Consider the following 17,001-nt stretch of genomic DNA (forward strand, 5'->3'; position numbering starts at 1 on the left):
TTTGTCTACTTGTTATAGAATGCGCAGTTAAAAACATCAGTTTAAATGCGCTTTCTAATTTGTAAGGGTGAGTAAAATGGGTGCAACCAAAACAGTACTCGTTGTTGACGATGACCAAGAAATCCGTGAATTACTGGATGAATATTTAACAAAAAACGGCTTTGAGGTAATTACGGCGGCGGGGGGCGAGGAGATGAAACGGCGTTTAGCTGCTGGTTACCCTGATTTAATTTTATTAGACGTGATGATGCCAGGCGATGATGGCTTTACTTTGTGTCAGTATATTCGTAAAAGCTCAAATGTACCTATCATCATGCTAACGGCTGTTTCTGATGAGATGGATCAGATCATTGGTCTTGAAATAGGGGCTGATGACTATATTGCTAAGCCATTTAGCCCTCGTCAGTTATTGGCTCGTATTAAAGCTTTATTAAGGCGAATAAAGCCTACAGAAAGTCAGTCTATATCTACAGAAGCTAAGTTTATTCGTTTTGCAAATTGGCGACTTGATACCACAACACACTGTTTGTTTGATCTCAATAAAAAACAAGATTTTGAACTTACGGGAGGTGATTATTCATTATTGATGTTGTTTTTATCACGTCCACAAGAAATATTAGATCGTGACACTATTTCTTATGCAACTCGAGGACGAGATACCTTACCTTCTGAGCGTGGTATTGATGTTGCTTTAAGTCGATTACGACAACGGTTAGGTGATAAGGGGCGCACTCAACGGTTAATAAGAACCAGTCGCGGTAATGGTTATATCTTTACTGCTGATGTGGTTTATGAAGACGTTTAACCCTATCATAATGACACCTAATAAAGTGTGATGGCTTGTATGAGCGTCACACTTTTTTACGCTATGGATAATGCTCGATGAATTGGAAAGTGTTGTACCCGAAATCATTGGTTGCGAGAACATTATGGTTAACGTTATTAGCCGTTTTTTTGGCACAAGTTATTGCAACGTCTATTTGGTATAGTCAATCGAAACAGCGAGATTTAGATGGCTTGCAATCAACATCAGCAAGCATGGCAACAATGTTTGCTTCAACGGTGACGTTTTTCCAATCACTACCAATGCAATATCGTCATATTGTGTTAGACCAGCTACGTAATATGGGAGGGACGCGTTTTTTTGTCTCTTTTAATGATGAAGAAATTCGAATTAATCCTATCGCACATTCAGAACAAAAACAGATGGCAGTTTCTGTTTTTGAAAAGGTGCTTCACCAAAAACTACCGCGATTATCGACGATAAAAGTTGAATTTTCTCGTCCTGAAACGCTACATGTTCTAAAAAATGATATTTTATTGAGCGATTTACCTCGTTCATGGGTACATAATACATTAAGTTTAGAACCCCTAAATCCACCTATTTTAGTCGTGCAGATTGAATTAGAAAAAAATCAATGGTTGTATATTGCGGCGTTATTGCCAGCCCCTTATATGAATCTAAAAGATGAAGTGATCACTCACCAGCAAATCTTATTTTTAGTCTTTATCACCAGTTTATTATTAGTCTTTACCTATATTATGGTACGCCGTCAAACAAAGCCGTTAAAACAATTGGCTGATGCGGCAAATGCGTTAAGTCTTGATATTTACCAACCGCCATTAAAAGAGCAAGGGGCAACAGAATTAGTAATGGCGACTCAGGCATTTAACCGCATGCAGTTACGGCTACGACGCTATATTGAAGATCGAGAGCAGCTATTTTCATCGATTTCTCATGATCTTAAAACGCCGATTACACGATTACGGTTACGCGTTGAGTTAATGGATGACGATAAAAAAATTGATAAATTTAATCATGATCTTGATGAGTTAGAGATGATGGTTAAAGGCGCGTTACAATGTGTAAAAGACACGGATTTACACGAAAATATTGTCCCGATTGATTTGAATTTATTACTAGCAAGTATTGCCGAACGACATAATCACCATGAACAAAAAGTAACGCTACCGACCTTCATTATTTCGCCAATGATGGGGAAAGAATTGGGTTTAAAACGATGTTTAAGTAATTTAATTGATAATGGGGTTAAGTACGGCCATAAAGTTACTGTCGCAGTAATAGATAAGCCTGACAAAATTATTATGACTATCACTGATCAAGGCCAAGGCATTCCTGAATCATCATTATCAGCGGTATTTGAACCTTATTTTCGTTTAGCAACGGATGGTGATGGGCATGGTTTAGGAATGGGCATTGCACGTAATATTATTCATGCACATGGTGGTAAGTTGATGATTAAAAATGGTTTAACCAAAGGGCTTATCGTGATAGTGATACTACCTCGTGTTTTGTCTGTTGCATTGACTTAAAGAAGGAGAAAGTATGAAGCTAAAATACCTAATATTTATCTCAGTTTTATCTTGGTTGTTTGCAATAAAGGCGAATGCTGCAGGTCAAGTTGAAGTACTGCATTGGTGGACATCTAGTGGTGAAGCTAAATCCGTTAAAGTACTGAAACAAATGATGGAGCAACAAGGCGACAGTTGGAAAGATTTTGCTGTGGCTGGTGGCGGTGGCGAAAGTGCAATGACGGTACTAAAAATGCGAGCCGTTTCTGGTAATCCACCGACGGCTGCGCAATTAAAAGGTCATGATATTCAAGAATGGGGACGGTTAGGATTTTTAACCTCATTGGATGCGGTCGCTCAGCAAGAACACTGGGATAAAGTCTTACCGCCTGTGGTTGCAAATATAATGAAATATAATAATCATTATGTAGCAGTGCCGATTAATGTGCATCGTGTTAATTGGTTATGGGTTAATCCTAAAGTATTTAAAGCTGCGGGAGCGACCGTACCGACAACCTTAGCTGAATTCTTTGTAGCCGCAGATAAAATTAAAGCTGCAGGATTTATTGCATTAGCGCACGGAGGTCAACCTTGGCAAGATGCCACTTTGTTTGAAAGTATTGCTTTAGCCGTATTGGGCTCTGCGGATTACCGTAAAGCGTTTGTTGATCTTGATATGGCGGTTATCAATAGCGATAAAATGGTCGAAGTCTTTCAACAGTTTAAACGTATGAAAACGTATATTGACCCTCAAGCTGAAGGTCGGCATTGGAATTCCGCGACTGAAATGGTCATTGATGGTCAAGCTGCAATGCAGTTTATGGGGGATTGGGCGAAAGGTGAGTTTGCTCAAGCTGGCGAGCGACCTGGAATCGATTATTTATGTGTGCCAGCACCAGGTACGCAGTATCAGTTTACATTTAACATCGATAGTTTAGCTTTTTTTAAATTAAAAGGTACTGAAGCGGATAATATTGCACAACATGATTTAGCTAAAATATTATTAACGCCTTATTTTCAAAAAGTATTTAATTTAAATAAAGGTTCGATTCCGGTTCGATTAGATATGGATATGTCTACATTTGATCAGTGCGCGTTAGATTCTATGCAAGCTTTTAAGCAAGCCTCATTATCTGGCGATTTGGTCCCTAGTTTTTCACAAAATTTAGCGACAACTGCGGACGTACAATCAGCCATTGTTGATGTTGTGAGTGAATTTTTTAATAAGACCGATCCTGATCCAATCTTAGCACCATCTCGACTTGCACAAGTAATAAAGTCAGCGATATAGTGAGCAAGGTTAATAAAGGATAAAAATATGAATATGACCTATTTGCCTTGTGTTGAAGTAGAACCCATCGTTGAAGCGACCGCAAGTGTTATTTGGTTGCATGGTTTAGGCTCTAACGGCCATGATTTTGAAGCGCTACTTCCAGAGTTAAATTTACCTGCTGATATGCCAGTACGGTTTATCTTTCCTCATGCCAGCTCCATTCCTGTAACTATCAATGGTGGTGCTGTTATGCCGGCATGGTATGACATTATTTCATTGGATGTAGCACGTAAGCTTAATGTTGATCAGCTGATAGATTCAGCCCAATCTGTTACTGACTTAATTGAGCGTGAGATCAGCCGCGGTATTGCATCTGAGCGGATCATTTTAGCTGGATTTTCTCAGGGAGGGGCTGTGGTATATCATGCTGCTCTATGTTATGCCAAACCCCTAGCAGGATTACTTACATTATCAACCTATTTCCCAACCTCAAATATTATTCAATACAGTGAAGCTAATCGAGAGATTGCCATTGAGATCATGCATGGTCGCTATGATCCTGTCGTTGTTCCTAAATTAGGTGAAATGGCTCGTGATGATTTGATAGCGGCAGGTTATCATCCGCAATGGCGAACCTATCCAATGGAACACCAAGTGTGCATGCTACAAATTAAAGATATTGCACAATGGATAAAGGTGCAGTTAGCATAGAATATATTGGCGAATAGAGAACGATTTATTCGCCTTTACTTGCTAATGATAAGGTTGTTGTTTCGTAGACCTTTACCCATGTCAGTAAAAATTGAAGACACTTAGAGAGACAAAAAGATAATGCAGCACCTGTGATCCCAAAATAATATGAAAATAAAGAAATTAATAACAAATGTATAGCCCCTGATATGATAGTTATCATTGAAATTAAGCTGGTTCTTTTTTCATAAAACAAGTAATTATTGATCATTAAATACATACCTCCAAATATTTGCCCAAGAAATATAAGACCAACAATACTATCATTAATAATATAATTTTTACCCGCAATTAAGGTAATTAATGTAGAGCCATGAAAAAAGAAAAATATCGATATTATGAGTAACAAAATAAAATAAATATAGGTTAAAAACCACAATTTCTTTTTTGTCTTTTCATTGTTTTCATTTAATTTTTCAAATAACCATGGGTAATAGCTTTTATTGATAGCATCAAATACAAAAATAAAAACGGCACTGATTTGAAATACAACAAGATATGATGAAATTGTGGTAAGACCAAGGATTTTGCCGATGATAAATTTATCAGCACCAACTAAAATAAAAATACCGATCGAATGAGGAACTAAAGGAAGACCTACCTTGAGAATATCTTTTATTATGGCTAGTGAAACACAAGAGAAAAGTAGCCAGTTGTTTTTGATGATAATAAAGGTTGAAAACAAAAAAAAATCGCAGAAACAACAAGTAATGCATAGACTCTAGCTTCTATTTTGTCATGTAATAAATAAAGCAGTATTAATGTAAAGAATGATGAAAATAAAATATAGCAGGAATTAAAAATTGAATATTGGTAGGCTTTTTTTCTCATTTGCCATTGCCATAAACAAAATTGTATCACTGTTTGTGATATAGCGATAACCATAGCATATATTACCCACGACTCTGGTAATGATAATAAGTTAGATAGAAATGAGAGATTATTTAATAATATCAATAGAAATAAAGTAATAGAAATAATAAGTAAGATAATACAGCCTGTATTATAGTGTTGAATATCTTTTTCCGTTGAATTTTTATCAAAGAATTTTATATTTGATGCCTGAAAAACATTTAAGTGTATAAAAGATAATAAGCCAAAAATCAATGTTTGAAATAGTATAATCTGACTATATTCTTGAGCAGAAAGAGAACGGGTTAAAAACGGTAATAGAAACAGTAATGATAGACCATTTAAAATATTGGATATCAAATAAGCTGATGATTTTTTAAAAAAAGACGTCATAGAATATCCTATTCTTAAATGCATTCTTATTTTTACTGTATTTATATCTAGCAAGATTAATACCAATTAAAAGACTATTTGATTTTTTTTCTAAGTTTAAAAAAAGAGAATTTAATTCGATACCATAGTTGTCGTAAGGATGCGAATTTGTATCGGTTTTTTGCCGTTATTTTCATTTTTGTGTCAGTTACCTTTGCAAATTGCGACCTAAATTGTATTTCCCATTGCTCTCCGTATCTTTTTGCAAAACATTTTTCCATTTCAGCTTGAGCTTGGCAGCGATATTCATAAGCAGATTCATCCGCGAGGTTTAATTTATGTGCTTGATTTGTCTTCCAATGTACCCATAGATCGCGTGATACAACAGTTGTTAATCCGTGACTTAAAGCCATATGTTGAAGCTCAATATCGATACCGTGTCCTCTTTTTAAGTCAGTATTGAAATAAGCGGCATGTTTTTTGTAACAGATAGATAAAAGTTGGTGCGAAACTAGAGTCATAATAGGTTGAGCAGAATAAACAGCACGATAAGGTGTCATTTGATGCATTAAGTCATGATGAGATTGCTGTGGCGTAATTTTCTCAGTCTCACCATCAATAAGGGAAGCCATGACGACACCAAAAGATTTTGAACGTTCAGCAATAATCTGATGACAGATCTGAAAGTAGTTGAGTTTTGAATCAAGTTCTGCACTGGTCGTTATGAGTAAGTAATATTCAGATGGGTGGTAGTGCATAAGAAATTGAAGGGTTGTATTTGCTTGTCCAGAAAAACGAACATTAAAGGGTAATGATAAATTGGTTGAAAGTGCCTGTGGAGCTTTATCTGAACCATTATCAACCACAATAATGTGATCTGGAGAAAAGTTATTCTTAATTAGAATGTTATATGTCTCGTCCGTTTGCTTTGGAAGATTATAGTTAAATATAACACATTGTATTTTCATTAATTATTATCCATAGGTAGCGTTATGAATAGAGTGATGAATAGAGTAATGATAACTGATGTATCTATACTCGATCGTTTAATAGCACTGCTATACAGTGTAGTTAGTTTTCCCGTATGGGTTTGTTATGCGATTCAAAACTATAGCTTATGTGGACGAGTATTAAGCCGATACGAATATTGTTGTGGATTTGATTATCGATTTTGTGAGACAAGTCGATTAGCAAGGCTATTAGCGGTAGTAAAAGGAGACTTACACCTTATTGGTTATTCTCCAAAAATAGCTTATAGCAGTGATAATCAGGGAGTAGGTGCTTTTTCTGCACGAGATATACATGAAAATTTAGGCATTAAACCCGCTGAATATCATCATTTAAATGATGATGTAGAATTGAAAATTTATTGGTGGAAAAAATGTGTATATCCATTGTTATATGCTTACTCATTATTATTCAAAGTATCAGATAAACCAATTAATCAGCGAATAAGATGGTTTGGGATTGATGTTTTTAATGGTCATCAAAATGTAGCTTTAAATATAGTAAAACAGCTGATTATTGCGATACCGAGGAAAAATCCAAGTCTAATTGGTTATATTAATGCTGATTGTTTAAATAAGCTGAAAGATAGTCACTGTTATCGTAAAAATTTATCCAAATTTAATTTAGTATTACCTGATGGTATTGGTCTTAAATGGGCTTTAAAATTAAAAGGAATACTACCAGGAGATAATATTAATGGCACTGACTTTAGTCCAAAGATTTTAGAATTAGCGGAACAGGAAAAGTGGTCAGTATTTTTCCTTGGTGGAAAGGGCGATATTTCTAAAAAAGCATTAGCTAAGTTTAAAAATATCTATCCTAAACTTAATATCGCTGGTAGTCATCATGGTTATTTCAATGATGATAAAGTAATTATAGATTATATTAATAAATCAAAAACACAGATATTATTTGTTGGGTTTGGAACGCCAATACAAGAACAATGGGTTATCGATAATTATGAAAAATTATCTGTTAACGTTATTATTTGTGTTGGTGGAATGTTTGATTTTTATGCAGGTAAAGTACAACGAGCACCATTAATGATCAGGCAAATTGGATGTGAGTGGTTATATAGACTATATCAAGAGCCAACAAGATTATGGAATAGGTATATTGTAGGAAATGTAAATTTTATATATTGGAATATATCAAATATTTTAAATGTTAAATTGTTTTTTTTAAATTTGTTATCAAGATCAATTGATGTTGCTATTTCAGTTAGTGCATTAATAATATGGAGTCCATTTCATCTAACTCTTTATTGCTTGCTGTTTTGTTTGGAGCGTAGAAATCCAATATTTAAACAAATTAGAGTCGGTAAGAATGGGCAACGTTTTATTATGTATAAATATACTACAATGGATAATAATATAACTTTAGATGAAGAGGAATTGAATAATTATATTAGTGATGGGATAAGGTATAAAAATAAATCAGATCCAAGAATAACAAAAATAGGATATTGGCTAAGGAAATTTTCTATTGATGAAATACCGCAATTTTTTAATGTATTAAAAGGGGATATGAAATTAGTTGGGCCAAGACCCGCTTTAGAATCAGAAGTTGAAAAGTATACCCAGATACATAAATTACGTTTATTCATAAAGCCAGGTATGACTGGGCTCTGGCAAATTTCTGGACGTTCTGAGTTGTCATGCAAAAAGCAATTTGAGTTGGATTTAAATTATGTAATAACCAGAACAATAATGTTGGATCTCTTTATATTGATTAAAACAATTCCAGCAGTGCTTTATGCGAGAGGAGCAATGTAATGCATATTGTTACTGTTTTGTTAATTATTGGAGTGTTATTTGGCTGTTCAAACAAACAGTCCATTAATAGTTATAGTGCAACAAATTGTTTAAATTATTGTAATGCTAACTGCAGCTATAATAGCGACCAAAAATATACAAACCGTAATATAAAAGGAAATATCAATAATAGTATAAATGCAGTTTTAAATAGAAATGAAATGTTATCAGCGGGTGATGTTTTAAATATTAAAATAATGAACAATGAGACATTATCTAAAGATTATATAATAAAATCAAATGGTAATATATATTTACCATGGATTGAACCAATAAAAGCTGAAGGTTTAGCTATTGATGAGCTAAGTGAAAAAATATCATCTTCTTATGTCTCTAATCATATATTTAAAAAGGATATTTTTTACTCAGTCATAACAGTTATAAAATATGCACCTATTTCTATAAAAGTGAATGGTGAAGTCTTTAAACCAGGATTTATTATTATAAATAAAAACGACCCTATATTAAATCAGTATAAAGATTTAGGAATATCTCACACTGAAGATAAAATGCTTACTTTAGCAATAAAATTGGCAGGGGGAATAAGACCTACTGCTGATATAACGAATGTGAGATTAGTTCGTAATGGAGTTAGTTATTCAATTGATTTTAATGGTATTTTTAGTGATGCAGGGTTTAGGGATATACCGTTAGTTAATGGTGATGAAATCTATATTGGTTCCTCATTATGTGTTGATAGTACATTGATTCGTGTTTCAAAAATAACACCTATTGGGATTAAGTTATTTTTATCTAATACAACAATACCGGCAGAAAATAATAATTTAAGTAATATAAATCGAGATACTCGAGAAATGCCATATGGTTCTAGATTAATAGATGCGGCATTTGGTGCTAACTGTATTGGAGGAACAGAGTCAACAAATAGTGATCGTGGTGTTTTACTTATCACATCATTGAATAATGATGAGAATTTAGTAGCATTAAAAATTAGTACTTATGACTTGATTAAATATAGAAATAACCCACATTATAATCCTTATTTAATGAATGGGGATAAGATGGCTTGTTATGATTCCGGAATGACAAACTATTTAGCTATTGTCAAATCATTAACCGAAACTTTGCTACCAATTACTCTTATGCATGGGTTGATAGGATGGTAATTAAAGTATTAAAGCATTATTTCATTTTTTTTATGCTAGGCTCCATTTTTATTTGGAGTATATTGCTTGGAAGTGCCTTTTTGAAAGGGAAATATGAAGGAAGATTGACTATTATATTTCCTTCATCTCAATCTGATACTCGATTAAAATTACTGAGTATTGGTGAAATGACAACAAATAATAAATCAATATTTTCTAATATGAAGATTGATCCTAAAGAAACATATAAAGAAATAATTATGAGTAATGAACTAAGATATGAGATTGCTCATGAACTTGATCTGTTATTAAAGGATATTCCGACCCCTAAAATTATAAATGTACCTCAAACGCCATTGATTAAAATTTCTATGACTAGTGATCATAATCATAATTTAGTTTTGATATTAGAAACACTATTGTATAAGTTAAAAAACAGAATAGATGATCATCGAAGAAAATATATTGAATTTAGGAATATAACAAATGAAATTAAAGTTAACAAAGAAAAAGCCAAAATAGAGTTATTAACGGATAAAATTAGAAGTATAAGAATTAATTATAATCTATTACATGATGACTCTAATAATTATTATGCAAAAAAGTTATATGAATTAGAAGATCTTTTACTCAAAAAGAAAATTGAACTAGTATCACTAACAACACAATTAGAAAAGTTTGAGAATATCTTGCAATTAACAGCAGAAGAAGCATCATTAGCATTATTTATTAATTCTGATTATATTTTGAAAAAACTTCATCAAGAGAGAGCAGAAGTATTTACAAAAATATCATTACTTTCCGTTACCAGTGGTAATAATAATCCGGATTTAAAACAATTAAAAGAAGAATATAAAAAATTGACTAAAAATATAAATTACAGATTATTATCTTTAGATAAAAAATTAAATGATGAGAATACAAAAAAACTTATTTTAAGCATTGATATTGATGAACGTTCTGAAATTTTTAAAGTTTACGTACTAAATAAAATAAAATATCAAACTACGGTTAATGAATTTAATCAAATTGATGTTGAAATAAAAGATTTAAAGAAAACTGTAGTAAAAATATTAGATAAACAAAATCAATTGGAAATGTTAACTAAAAAATTGGAGCTTCATGAAGCTATTTATTTTTCTAAATTAAGTAATGAACAGGCGTATATTGATGACGCAGAACATATTTATCCTGATATTCATTTATGGGAAGATGCTAAAATAGTAAATGAGAAGAATAAACATATACATCTAATTGTAATTATTATTGGAGTATTTTCTACTATTATTTGGGTTGCGATTTTATGCATTTATTACAGAAGGCAACATTCAAAAATACCGATGAAAAGATAATATATTATATTATAGTATTTACTTACCCATTATACTTAGTTGGCGGCTTATACCTTATAGGTCCGATATTGGCTTGGTTTTTATTGTATCGAGCAACTTTAATTATATTTAATAATAAAATTGCAATTCATTCTTTATCCATTATGTGGATTTTATCAATATTGTTGGTTGAGGCTGTTGTCATTATTGGTTCTTTAAATACGGGCCATTCGTTATTAATGATAGTTAAGTCAAGCGTTGGGTGGGCAAAAGGTTGGGCGTTAATTGGTATATTTATTTTTATAGGTACTATTTTACCAATTAGATATTGTTTATTACAAAAAGCCATAATAAATATTTTATGGCAAAGTTTAATTATTTCTCCTTTTCTTATTGCTGTTGCATTTTTAAATTTTCCAACATTACTTTATATTTCACCATTAAAAATATTTGGTGGTGGGGGGGAGCAGTTTTTTAAAGTATGGTTATATTGGAATGATATTAATACTGGTTTACCAAGATGGCAATTATTTGCACCATGGTCACCGGCATTAGCTTTTTATGCATTGTTAGCACTGTCAATTATTTTACCTCGACCATCAGATAAAGAAAAATATATAGCTATATTTTCAGCTGTTCTCTTAATATTATTATCTGAGTCTAGAGCTGGAATAATAATATTGTTTTTATTACTATCTGGTTATTTTATAAGTTACTTTTTTGATATTGTTATTGTTTTATTTATAATGCTTTTTTCTTTGTTATTTTTTGGGATTTTTATTGATGAAATCATTGGCGGTATTATTGATTTAATGAATTATATAAATAGTATGCGTTCAGATTCAAGTATGATAAGGAAAACATTAAATAATATTGGTTTATATCGTTGGTATAATGAATCTTTTTGGTTTGGTCATGGAAATGTTGAACGTGGGCCACATATTGTTCAATTTATGCCAATTGGCAGTCATAATACGTTTATTGGATTGTTATTCATAAAAGGTATAATAGGTCTTTTATTATATGTTATTCCTTTAATCGTTACCACGATATATTTGTTTTTTAAAAGTTTTATTCGGCGTGATTATTTATCTGGTTTTTTTGTTATTTTTATTTTTTTAATGTATTCATTTACTGAAAACATTGAAATATTGTCATATGTAATGTGGCCAGGATGGTTGTTCATTGGCATGATGTTACGTGCTTGTTTTTATAAATGTAATATTAATGCGATTGACTTTGAAGATAACGGCCAAATTTTTGTTGAACGGCAGTAAATAAATTATTAAATACTATTTTTGGTAATATAAGTAATAGGATGCTAGATCCTAATGTAATAATTGTTCGTGTTGGTTCTTCGATTATTATTTTGGGGTAAATTCGAAGAGCTTTTAATATGTAAAAAAGTGATTCTTTCTTTTTGATTTTTATTATTGCCCAACGTGAAATATATCTTAATTGATAAGCTAATGCTCTGTTTTTATATTCTTTAATTAAATTTTTGTTATAACGACTGACTTTGACACTCATTTTTAACCAATTTAAAAGCTGATTTTTATAGTCAGAAGATAATCCTTGAATATTTATTCTGTACATTGTTAATGGAAATGCGAGCCCTTTAATTTTTAGATTCGTCTTCGTATATAATCTTATCCAACATTCAACATCTTCTGATTGAGTTAATGTTTCATCAAAATATTGAAGATCAGAATGATGCTTTTGACAATAAAACCCTATTTCCCTTAGAATTGTAGTTTTTATTATTGCAGAAGAGCCATTCCCAATCGGATTTCTACAATAAAGATCACTTATTGATATGTTATCTAGCTTAGGTGTTTGCTGAAGATTAATTGAGGTATTATCCATATTTATAAAGGTAGATTGACTATAACTCATCGAAATATCATGGCGTAGTTGATGTAAATAATAATGAGCTCTTAATTTATCTTTATGCCATAAATCATCACCATCTAAAAAGGCAATGAAGTGCCCTTTCGCATGGCGAATTCCAGTATTTCGAGCGCCACTTAGCCCTCTATTCGTTTGTTCAATAAGTCTAAAACGATGATCTTTTTCGATGAATTTTTGACAGATTTTAACACTACTGTCTTGGCTTCCATCATTAATCATGATGACTTCAAAATTTAAGAAGCTTTGTGCTAATACCGATTGTAAACTATCTTCTAAATAATTTTCTACATTGTATATTGGTATTATGATAGAAAAAAAAGGAACATTAGAAAAAGCCATATTTCGCCACCAATTCATCGACATTAATATCATTTGATATATCATTTAATATATGTCGTTCATTACGAGTAAGAGTCAGAGCAAGCTCAATTACTTGGTGTTCTACTTGCTGAGGTATAACAACAATACCTTCATTGTCAGCATAAATTAGACAATTAGGTTCAACCGTAATATTGTCAATAACAATGGTTTTATTGAAATGTTCAACGACAGCGCGATTTTTCACATCTTGGCAATTATAGCCTTTAGAAAAAACAGGATAATTCAAATTTGCTACATCTTGGCTATCACGGGTTACGCCATCAATAATGGTTCCGATAGCTCCTGCTCTAATGGCTAGGTTTGCATTTAACTCACCAAAATAGGCATAATCTGAAATCTCATTCTCAACAACAATAATGTCATTAGGAACAATATAATTATAAGTATTTAATGCATTATAAATACCAGCAGGCGATTCGTGTTGACGTTTTTTACGTAATTTTAATGTTTTTGCGCGCCCAAAAATTTTTGTAGGAGAGTAAGGTTTTAGTTTTTTTATGACTTGGTTTGAGTAGCCTAACTCATCTAATATATCGGATAAGATAGCACTGGATATCGATGCTGAAATATTTTGTAATAAATGGTTTTCTTTTTCTCGTATTCCTGCAGCAATCAAATTAGCTAATTGAAAATCTTCCGCCCAATTTACGTCAATGGCTTCTATGGGAGTTGCATAAATGAGATACGGCTTATTACCGATACGTCTTTTTAATTGAAGTGCTTTATCACGGTACATAATATACATACCCATAGTTTCAATGATCGTATCATTAAGATCGATACTGTTTGGTATATGATCAATATTATAAGCTGGTCGGTTATTACTCCATAAATATTGTTTTTCTTTTTTTACCATTACTGCACTGTCATAATTTGGATTATTTATCAGTGTCGCTAAAGTTTCTTCAATTGTTTTAATATCAATAAATGGGCTTGTACATAGAACTTGTAAATAAATATCTGCATCAATATGTGTCACTTCATTTAAAAATAACGCATTACCATCTGTTTTATTACTTGATAAATGAGGATCGCGTTTCATTATATGAATTGGAAGTTCACTGGCAATATCGATAAATTCATCACTATCAGTATCAAGCCATACTTCATTGATCGATGGGCACTTAAGTAATTTCTCTAACATATTAAGAAATAAAGGCTTACCATCAAGAAGCTGACTATTTTTTGATGGTATTCGATCACTATTCCCTTTGGCTGGAACAACTGCAATTATCTTCATATTTTCTTCCTGTAAATACGCGTATAAACACCTAATATGTGCTGGTCATTATTATGATATGTTATAACAATAGTATTAATGTTGTGTTGTTGCATCACTTGTTCGGCATCATGCACCGTATGTTGCTCATCTAAAATTATTGGGCTGGTAGACATGATTTCTTTGGCTGGAATATTTTGCCAATGATGAGGGTTGTGAGAAATGGCACGATTGAGATCTCCTTCGGTAATGAGACCTTGGAGTCGTTGCTGTTCGCCGACTAAAACACATCCTTGATGGCCTGATAATAACTGTGATAATACTTGTTGTAATGGTGTGTTTTGATCGATGATGGGCACTGATTGCAACTGTGTTTTAAGAGGCTTTAAAGCATTTAAACCTAAGTTGCCATGGGGATGGTTTTTAGCAAAAATAGTCTTAGAAAATGCATGATAGTGAGCAATCGCAATCGTAATAGCATCGCCCATGACTAATGCACACGTTGTTGATGAGGTGGGTAATATACTGTAAGGATCGGCTTCTGTTATTGAGCCTGCGATAAGATTAAGATCTGCTTGTATTGCTACGCTGTTAGTATGGCTTCTCGTCAATGAAATCATAGGGATATGTCGGCATTTAAGTTGACACTGTAGCGCAAGTATTTCGGCTGTTTCACCAGAATTTGAAATTAAGAAAACCAGATCATTATTATTTAATGGTCCAATATCACCATGCATAGCCTCACTTGCATGAAGGAATGCAGCATTAATACCAAGACTTTTTATTGAGCTTGTGATTTTTTTGGCGATATGGCCTGATTTTCCGATACCTGAAAATATAATTTGACCTGTTTGACGCTGGATCAGATCCATTAGCACGTCAGATTGTGTCGTTGTTAATTGGCGCTGCATATTTTGAAGCGCACCAATTTGTAATGATATTGAATCAGATATTAATGAATGCATTGTAGGTTTTGCCTCAAAATTGATTATTATTCTTAAAAATAAGCAAATATTAAGCCAATGATGTCATATTGTATCAAACAGCCTGAGCATTAATTATGATGGCGTCTCTTATCTAGTAAGAATAGATCTTAATACCCATTTTGCTTCGCTTTTTGAAAAGAAAGGCTCTTAAATTTTTGAGGTGATTTACATTGTAAAATAACTAGAATTGTTAAATAACTCAACAATTCTAGTTGTTATCTAAATGATTGATTGTGGATTAATGACTACTGACTAAGCTATCAATATTTGGTCTACAGCGTTGATGAATATCAGACCATAGAAGGGGCATAACTATTAAGCTTAATAAGATTGTCGATAATGGCATTGATAGCCAAACACCTTTTACACCTAACCATTGTGGCAAAAAGTATAGGAAAGGTAGTTGAACTAACATATTACTGACCGAAATAGCTAACGCTTTGCCGGCTTTGTTAACAGCCATAAAATACACGGTTGCAAGAACAATTAAGCCATCTAAAAACATTGCAAATAAGTGAAGTTGAATGCCTGCAATAGCTTCTGAAGTTAAGGCGGAATGACTACTATTAAATAGTCCAATTAATGTACGTGGAAAACTATACAACAATGAAAACCAGGTAATACCTGCAATAATTGTGATTTTAATTGCTAAATATGTTGTTTTTTTTATGTTGATTGGTTGTTTTGCCCCGTAGTAATAACTGACTGGCGGTTGCATGCCTTCAGCAATACCTTCAGCAACAAGATAATACAAAGTCATCATATAGCCGACAATGGCAAATGCACCTACCGTGAGTTCAGTACCATATTGCATAAATTGATAATTATGTAATGCCACAACAAAGCTTGCATAGAGGTACATGATTAGAACGGATGAACCAAGACTAACGATTTTCCAGCAATGCTTAAATTGAATGTTTTTGATTATAAAATGGATGCGAAGTGGCGAATATGAAGAATAAAAATAGATAATCCCTCCTACAACAGTAATACTTTGCGCAATAATGGTTGCAATGGCTGCACCTTGTAATTGCCACTTAAAAACTCCAATAAAGAGATAATCTAATACAATATTGGTTAATGCTCCCGCAATTAATAAGCCAGTTGCTATTTTAGGGCTATCATCATTACGAATAAGCATTGGCATGGCACCAGCAAAAATAGTAATAAAGGCTGCCCATCCAAAACTTTGTACATATTGGAATGCTAATGCTTTTATAGTGTGGTTAGCACCTTGAATGGTTAATAATGTTTCACCAAAATGTACAAATAACGCGAATGCAATAACACTGATGACAGCAATTAATAATACAGCATGATCCAGTGCGCGTTGTGCATGCTGTGCATTATTTTCTCCTCTGGCGATAGAAATCAGTGTTCCGCTACCAATACCGATCATCAATCCTAAACCTGACAATAAATAGGTAATTGGCCACGCCATATTGATCGCCGCTAATCCTTGATAACCCACATAATGGCCAACAAAAATACCATCAACAATTTGATATAACCCTGTGACTAACATTGCAGCAATTGAGGGGATAGCATAACGCCAAAAATTTTGGTTAATAGTGAGTGTTGGCGGTGGAGAGTGGGTTAATGACATCAGGATTCTCATTATATTAGTCGCATATTAGTAGCGGTATTATCCTTGTTTATTAGATTGTTCAAAGATAATATCTATC

The 17,001-nt window shown here is 32.7% G+C and carries 15 protein-coding genes; 8 read left to right on the forward strand and 7 right to left on the reverse strand.

Features of this window, described 5'->3' with window-relative positions:
* The first annotated feature begins 76 nt into the window (after positions 1-76).
* The 4 genes from OC457_RS18445 (at position 77) to OC457_RS18460 (ending at position 4,297) form a co-directional block, all read left to right on the forward strand.
* Entirely contained in the window at positions 77-805 is a 729-nt protein-coding gene (locus OC457_RS18445; protein WP_080173931.1) for a response regulator, read from the forward strand.
* A gap of 77 nt (positions 806-882) precedes the next feature.
* The gene (locus tag OC457_RS18450) at positions 883-2,334 is read left to right on the forward strand and encodes an ATP-binding protein (RefSeq protein WP_080173930.1); all 1,452 of its coding nucleotides are present in this window, start codon (positions 883-885) and stop codon (positions 2,332-2,334) included.
* 13 nt (positions 2,335-2,347) lie between these two features.
* Positions 2,348-3,604 carry an ABC transporter substrate-binding protein gene (locus OC457_RS18455; RefSeq protein WP_080173929.1) on the forward strand — a complete coding sequence of 419 codons (1,257 nt, stop codon included), beginning with the start codon at positions 2,348-2,350 and terminating at the stop codon, positions 3,602-3,604.
* A 33-nt stretch (positions 3,605-3,637) separates the two neighbouring features.
* The gene (locus OC457_RS18460; RefSeq protein WP_080174008.1) at positions 3,638-4,297 is read left to right on the forward strand and encodes an alpha/beta hydrolase; all 660 of its coding nucleotides are present in this window, start codon (positions 3,638-3,640) and stop codon (positions 4,295-4,297) included.
* Between the two features lie 25 nt (positions 4,298-4,322).
* On the opposite strand, the gene OC457_RS18465 is transcribed toward OC457_RS18460, so the two are convergent.
* From OC457_RS18465 to OC457_RS18475, 3 genes are all read right to left on the reverse strand, one after another.
* Positions 4,323-5,021: a lipopolysaccharide biosynthesis protein gene (locus OC457_RS18465; protein WP_080173928.1), complete on the reverse strand. Its 699-nt coding sequence runs from the start codon at positions 5,019-5,021 to the stop codon at positions 4,323-4,325.
* Entirely contained in the window at positions 4,961-5,581 is a 621-nt protein-coding gene (locus tag OC457_RS18470; protein ID WP_080173927.1) for a hypothetical protein, read from the reverse strand. Before OC457_RS18470 ends, OC457_RS18465 begins: the two co-directional genes overlap by 61 nt.
* 74 nt (positions 5,582-5,655) lie before the next feature.
* Positions 5,656-6,528 carry a hypothetical protein gene (locus tag OC457_RS18475; protein WP_080173926.1) on the reverse strand — a complete coding sequence of 291 codons (873 nt, stop codon included), beginning with the start codon at positions 6,526-6,528 and terminating at the stop codon, positions 5,656-5,658.
* Between the two features lie 24 nt (positions 6,529-6,552).
* Here OC457_RS18475 and OC457_RS18480 point away from each other — a divergent pair, with 24 nt between their 5' ends.
* From OC457_RS18480 to OC457_RS18495, 4 genes are read left to right on the forward strand one after another with little or no spacing between them, the layout of a single operon-like run.
* Positions 6,553-8,343 carry a WecB/TagA/CpsF family glycosyltransferase gene (locus OC457_RS18480; protein ID WP_080173925.1) on the forward strand — a complete coding sequence of 597 codons (1,791 nt, stop codon included), beginning with the start codon at positions 6,553-6,555 and terminating at the stop codon, positions 8,341-8,343.
* Positions 8,343-9,509: a polysaccharide biosynthesis/export family protein gene (locus tag OC457_RS18485; protein WP_080173924.1), complete on the forward strand. Its 1,167-nt coding sequence runs from the start codon at positions 8,343-8,345 to the stop codon at positions 9,507-9,509. The genes OC457_RS18480 and OC457_RS18485 overlap by 1 nt, the downstream gene beginning before the upstream one ends.
* Positions 9,503-10,840, forward strand: coding sequence for a hypothetical protein (locus OC457_RS18490; protein WP_080173923.1), 1,338 nt, complete (start codon positions 9,503-9,505; stop codon positions 10,838-10,840). Before OC457_RS18485 ends, OC457_RS18490 begins: the two co-directional genes overlap by 7 nt.
* Complete coding sequence (locus OC457_RS18495) at positions 10,792-12,096, forward strand: O-antigen ligase family protein (RefSeq protein WP_080173922.1); 1,305 nt, start codon at positions 10,792-10,794, stop codon at positions 12,094-12,096. Before OC457_RS18490 ends, OC457_RS18495 begins: the two co-directional genes overlap by 49 nt.
* On the opposite strand, the gene OC457_RS18500 is transcribed toward OC457_RS18495, so the two are convergent.
* From OC457_RS18500 to OC457_RS18515, 4 genes are all read right to left on the reverse strand, one after another.
* On the reverse strand, positions 12,044-13,069 hold the full coding sequence (locus OC457_RS18500; RefSeq protein WP_159447841.1) for a glycosyltransferase family 2 protein: 1,026 nt from the start codon (positions 13,067-13,069) through the stop codon (positions 12,044-12,046). The genes OC457_RS18495 and OC457_RS18500 overlap by 53 nt on opposite strands.
* Positions 13,056-14,351, reverse strand: a complete 1,296-nt coding sequence (locus tag OC457_RS18505) for an RraA family protein (protein ID WP_080173920.1) — start codon at positions 14,349-14,351, stop codon at positions 13,056-13,058. Before OC457_RS18505 ends, OC457_RS18500 begins: the two co-directional genes overlap by 14 nt.
* Positions 14,348-15,295 (reverse strand): KpsF/GutQ family sugar-phosphate isomerase, encoded by a 948-nt coding sequence (locus tag OC457_RS18510; RefSeq protein WP_080173919.1) that lies wholly within the window; start codon positions 15,293-15,295, stop codon positions 14,348-14,350. The genes OC457_RS18505 and OC457_RS18510 overlap by 4 nt, the downstream gene beginning before the upstream one ends.
* Before the next feature lie 259 nt (positions 15,296-15,554).
* A complete protein-coding gene (locus tag OC457_RS18515; RefSeq protein WP_080173918.1) occupies positions 15,555-16,922 on the reverse strand; it encodes an MATE family efflux transporter in 1,368 nt (455 codons plus the stop codon).
* Positions 16,923-17,001: the final 79 nt, after the last annotated feature.

The organism is Photobacterium toruni (assembly GCF_024529955.1).
Classification (GTDB): Bacteria; Pseudomonadota; Gammaproteobacteria; order Enterobacterales; family Vibrionaceae; genus Photobacterium; species Photobacterium toruni.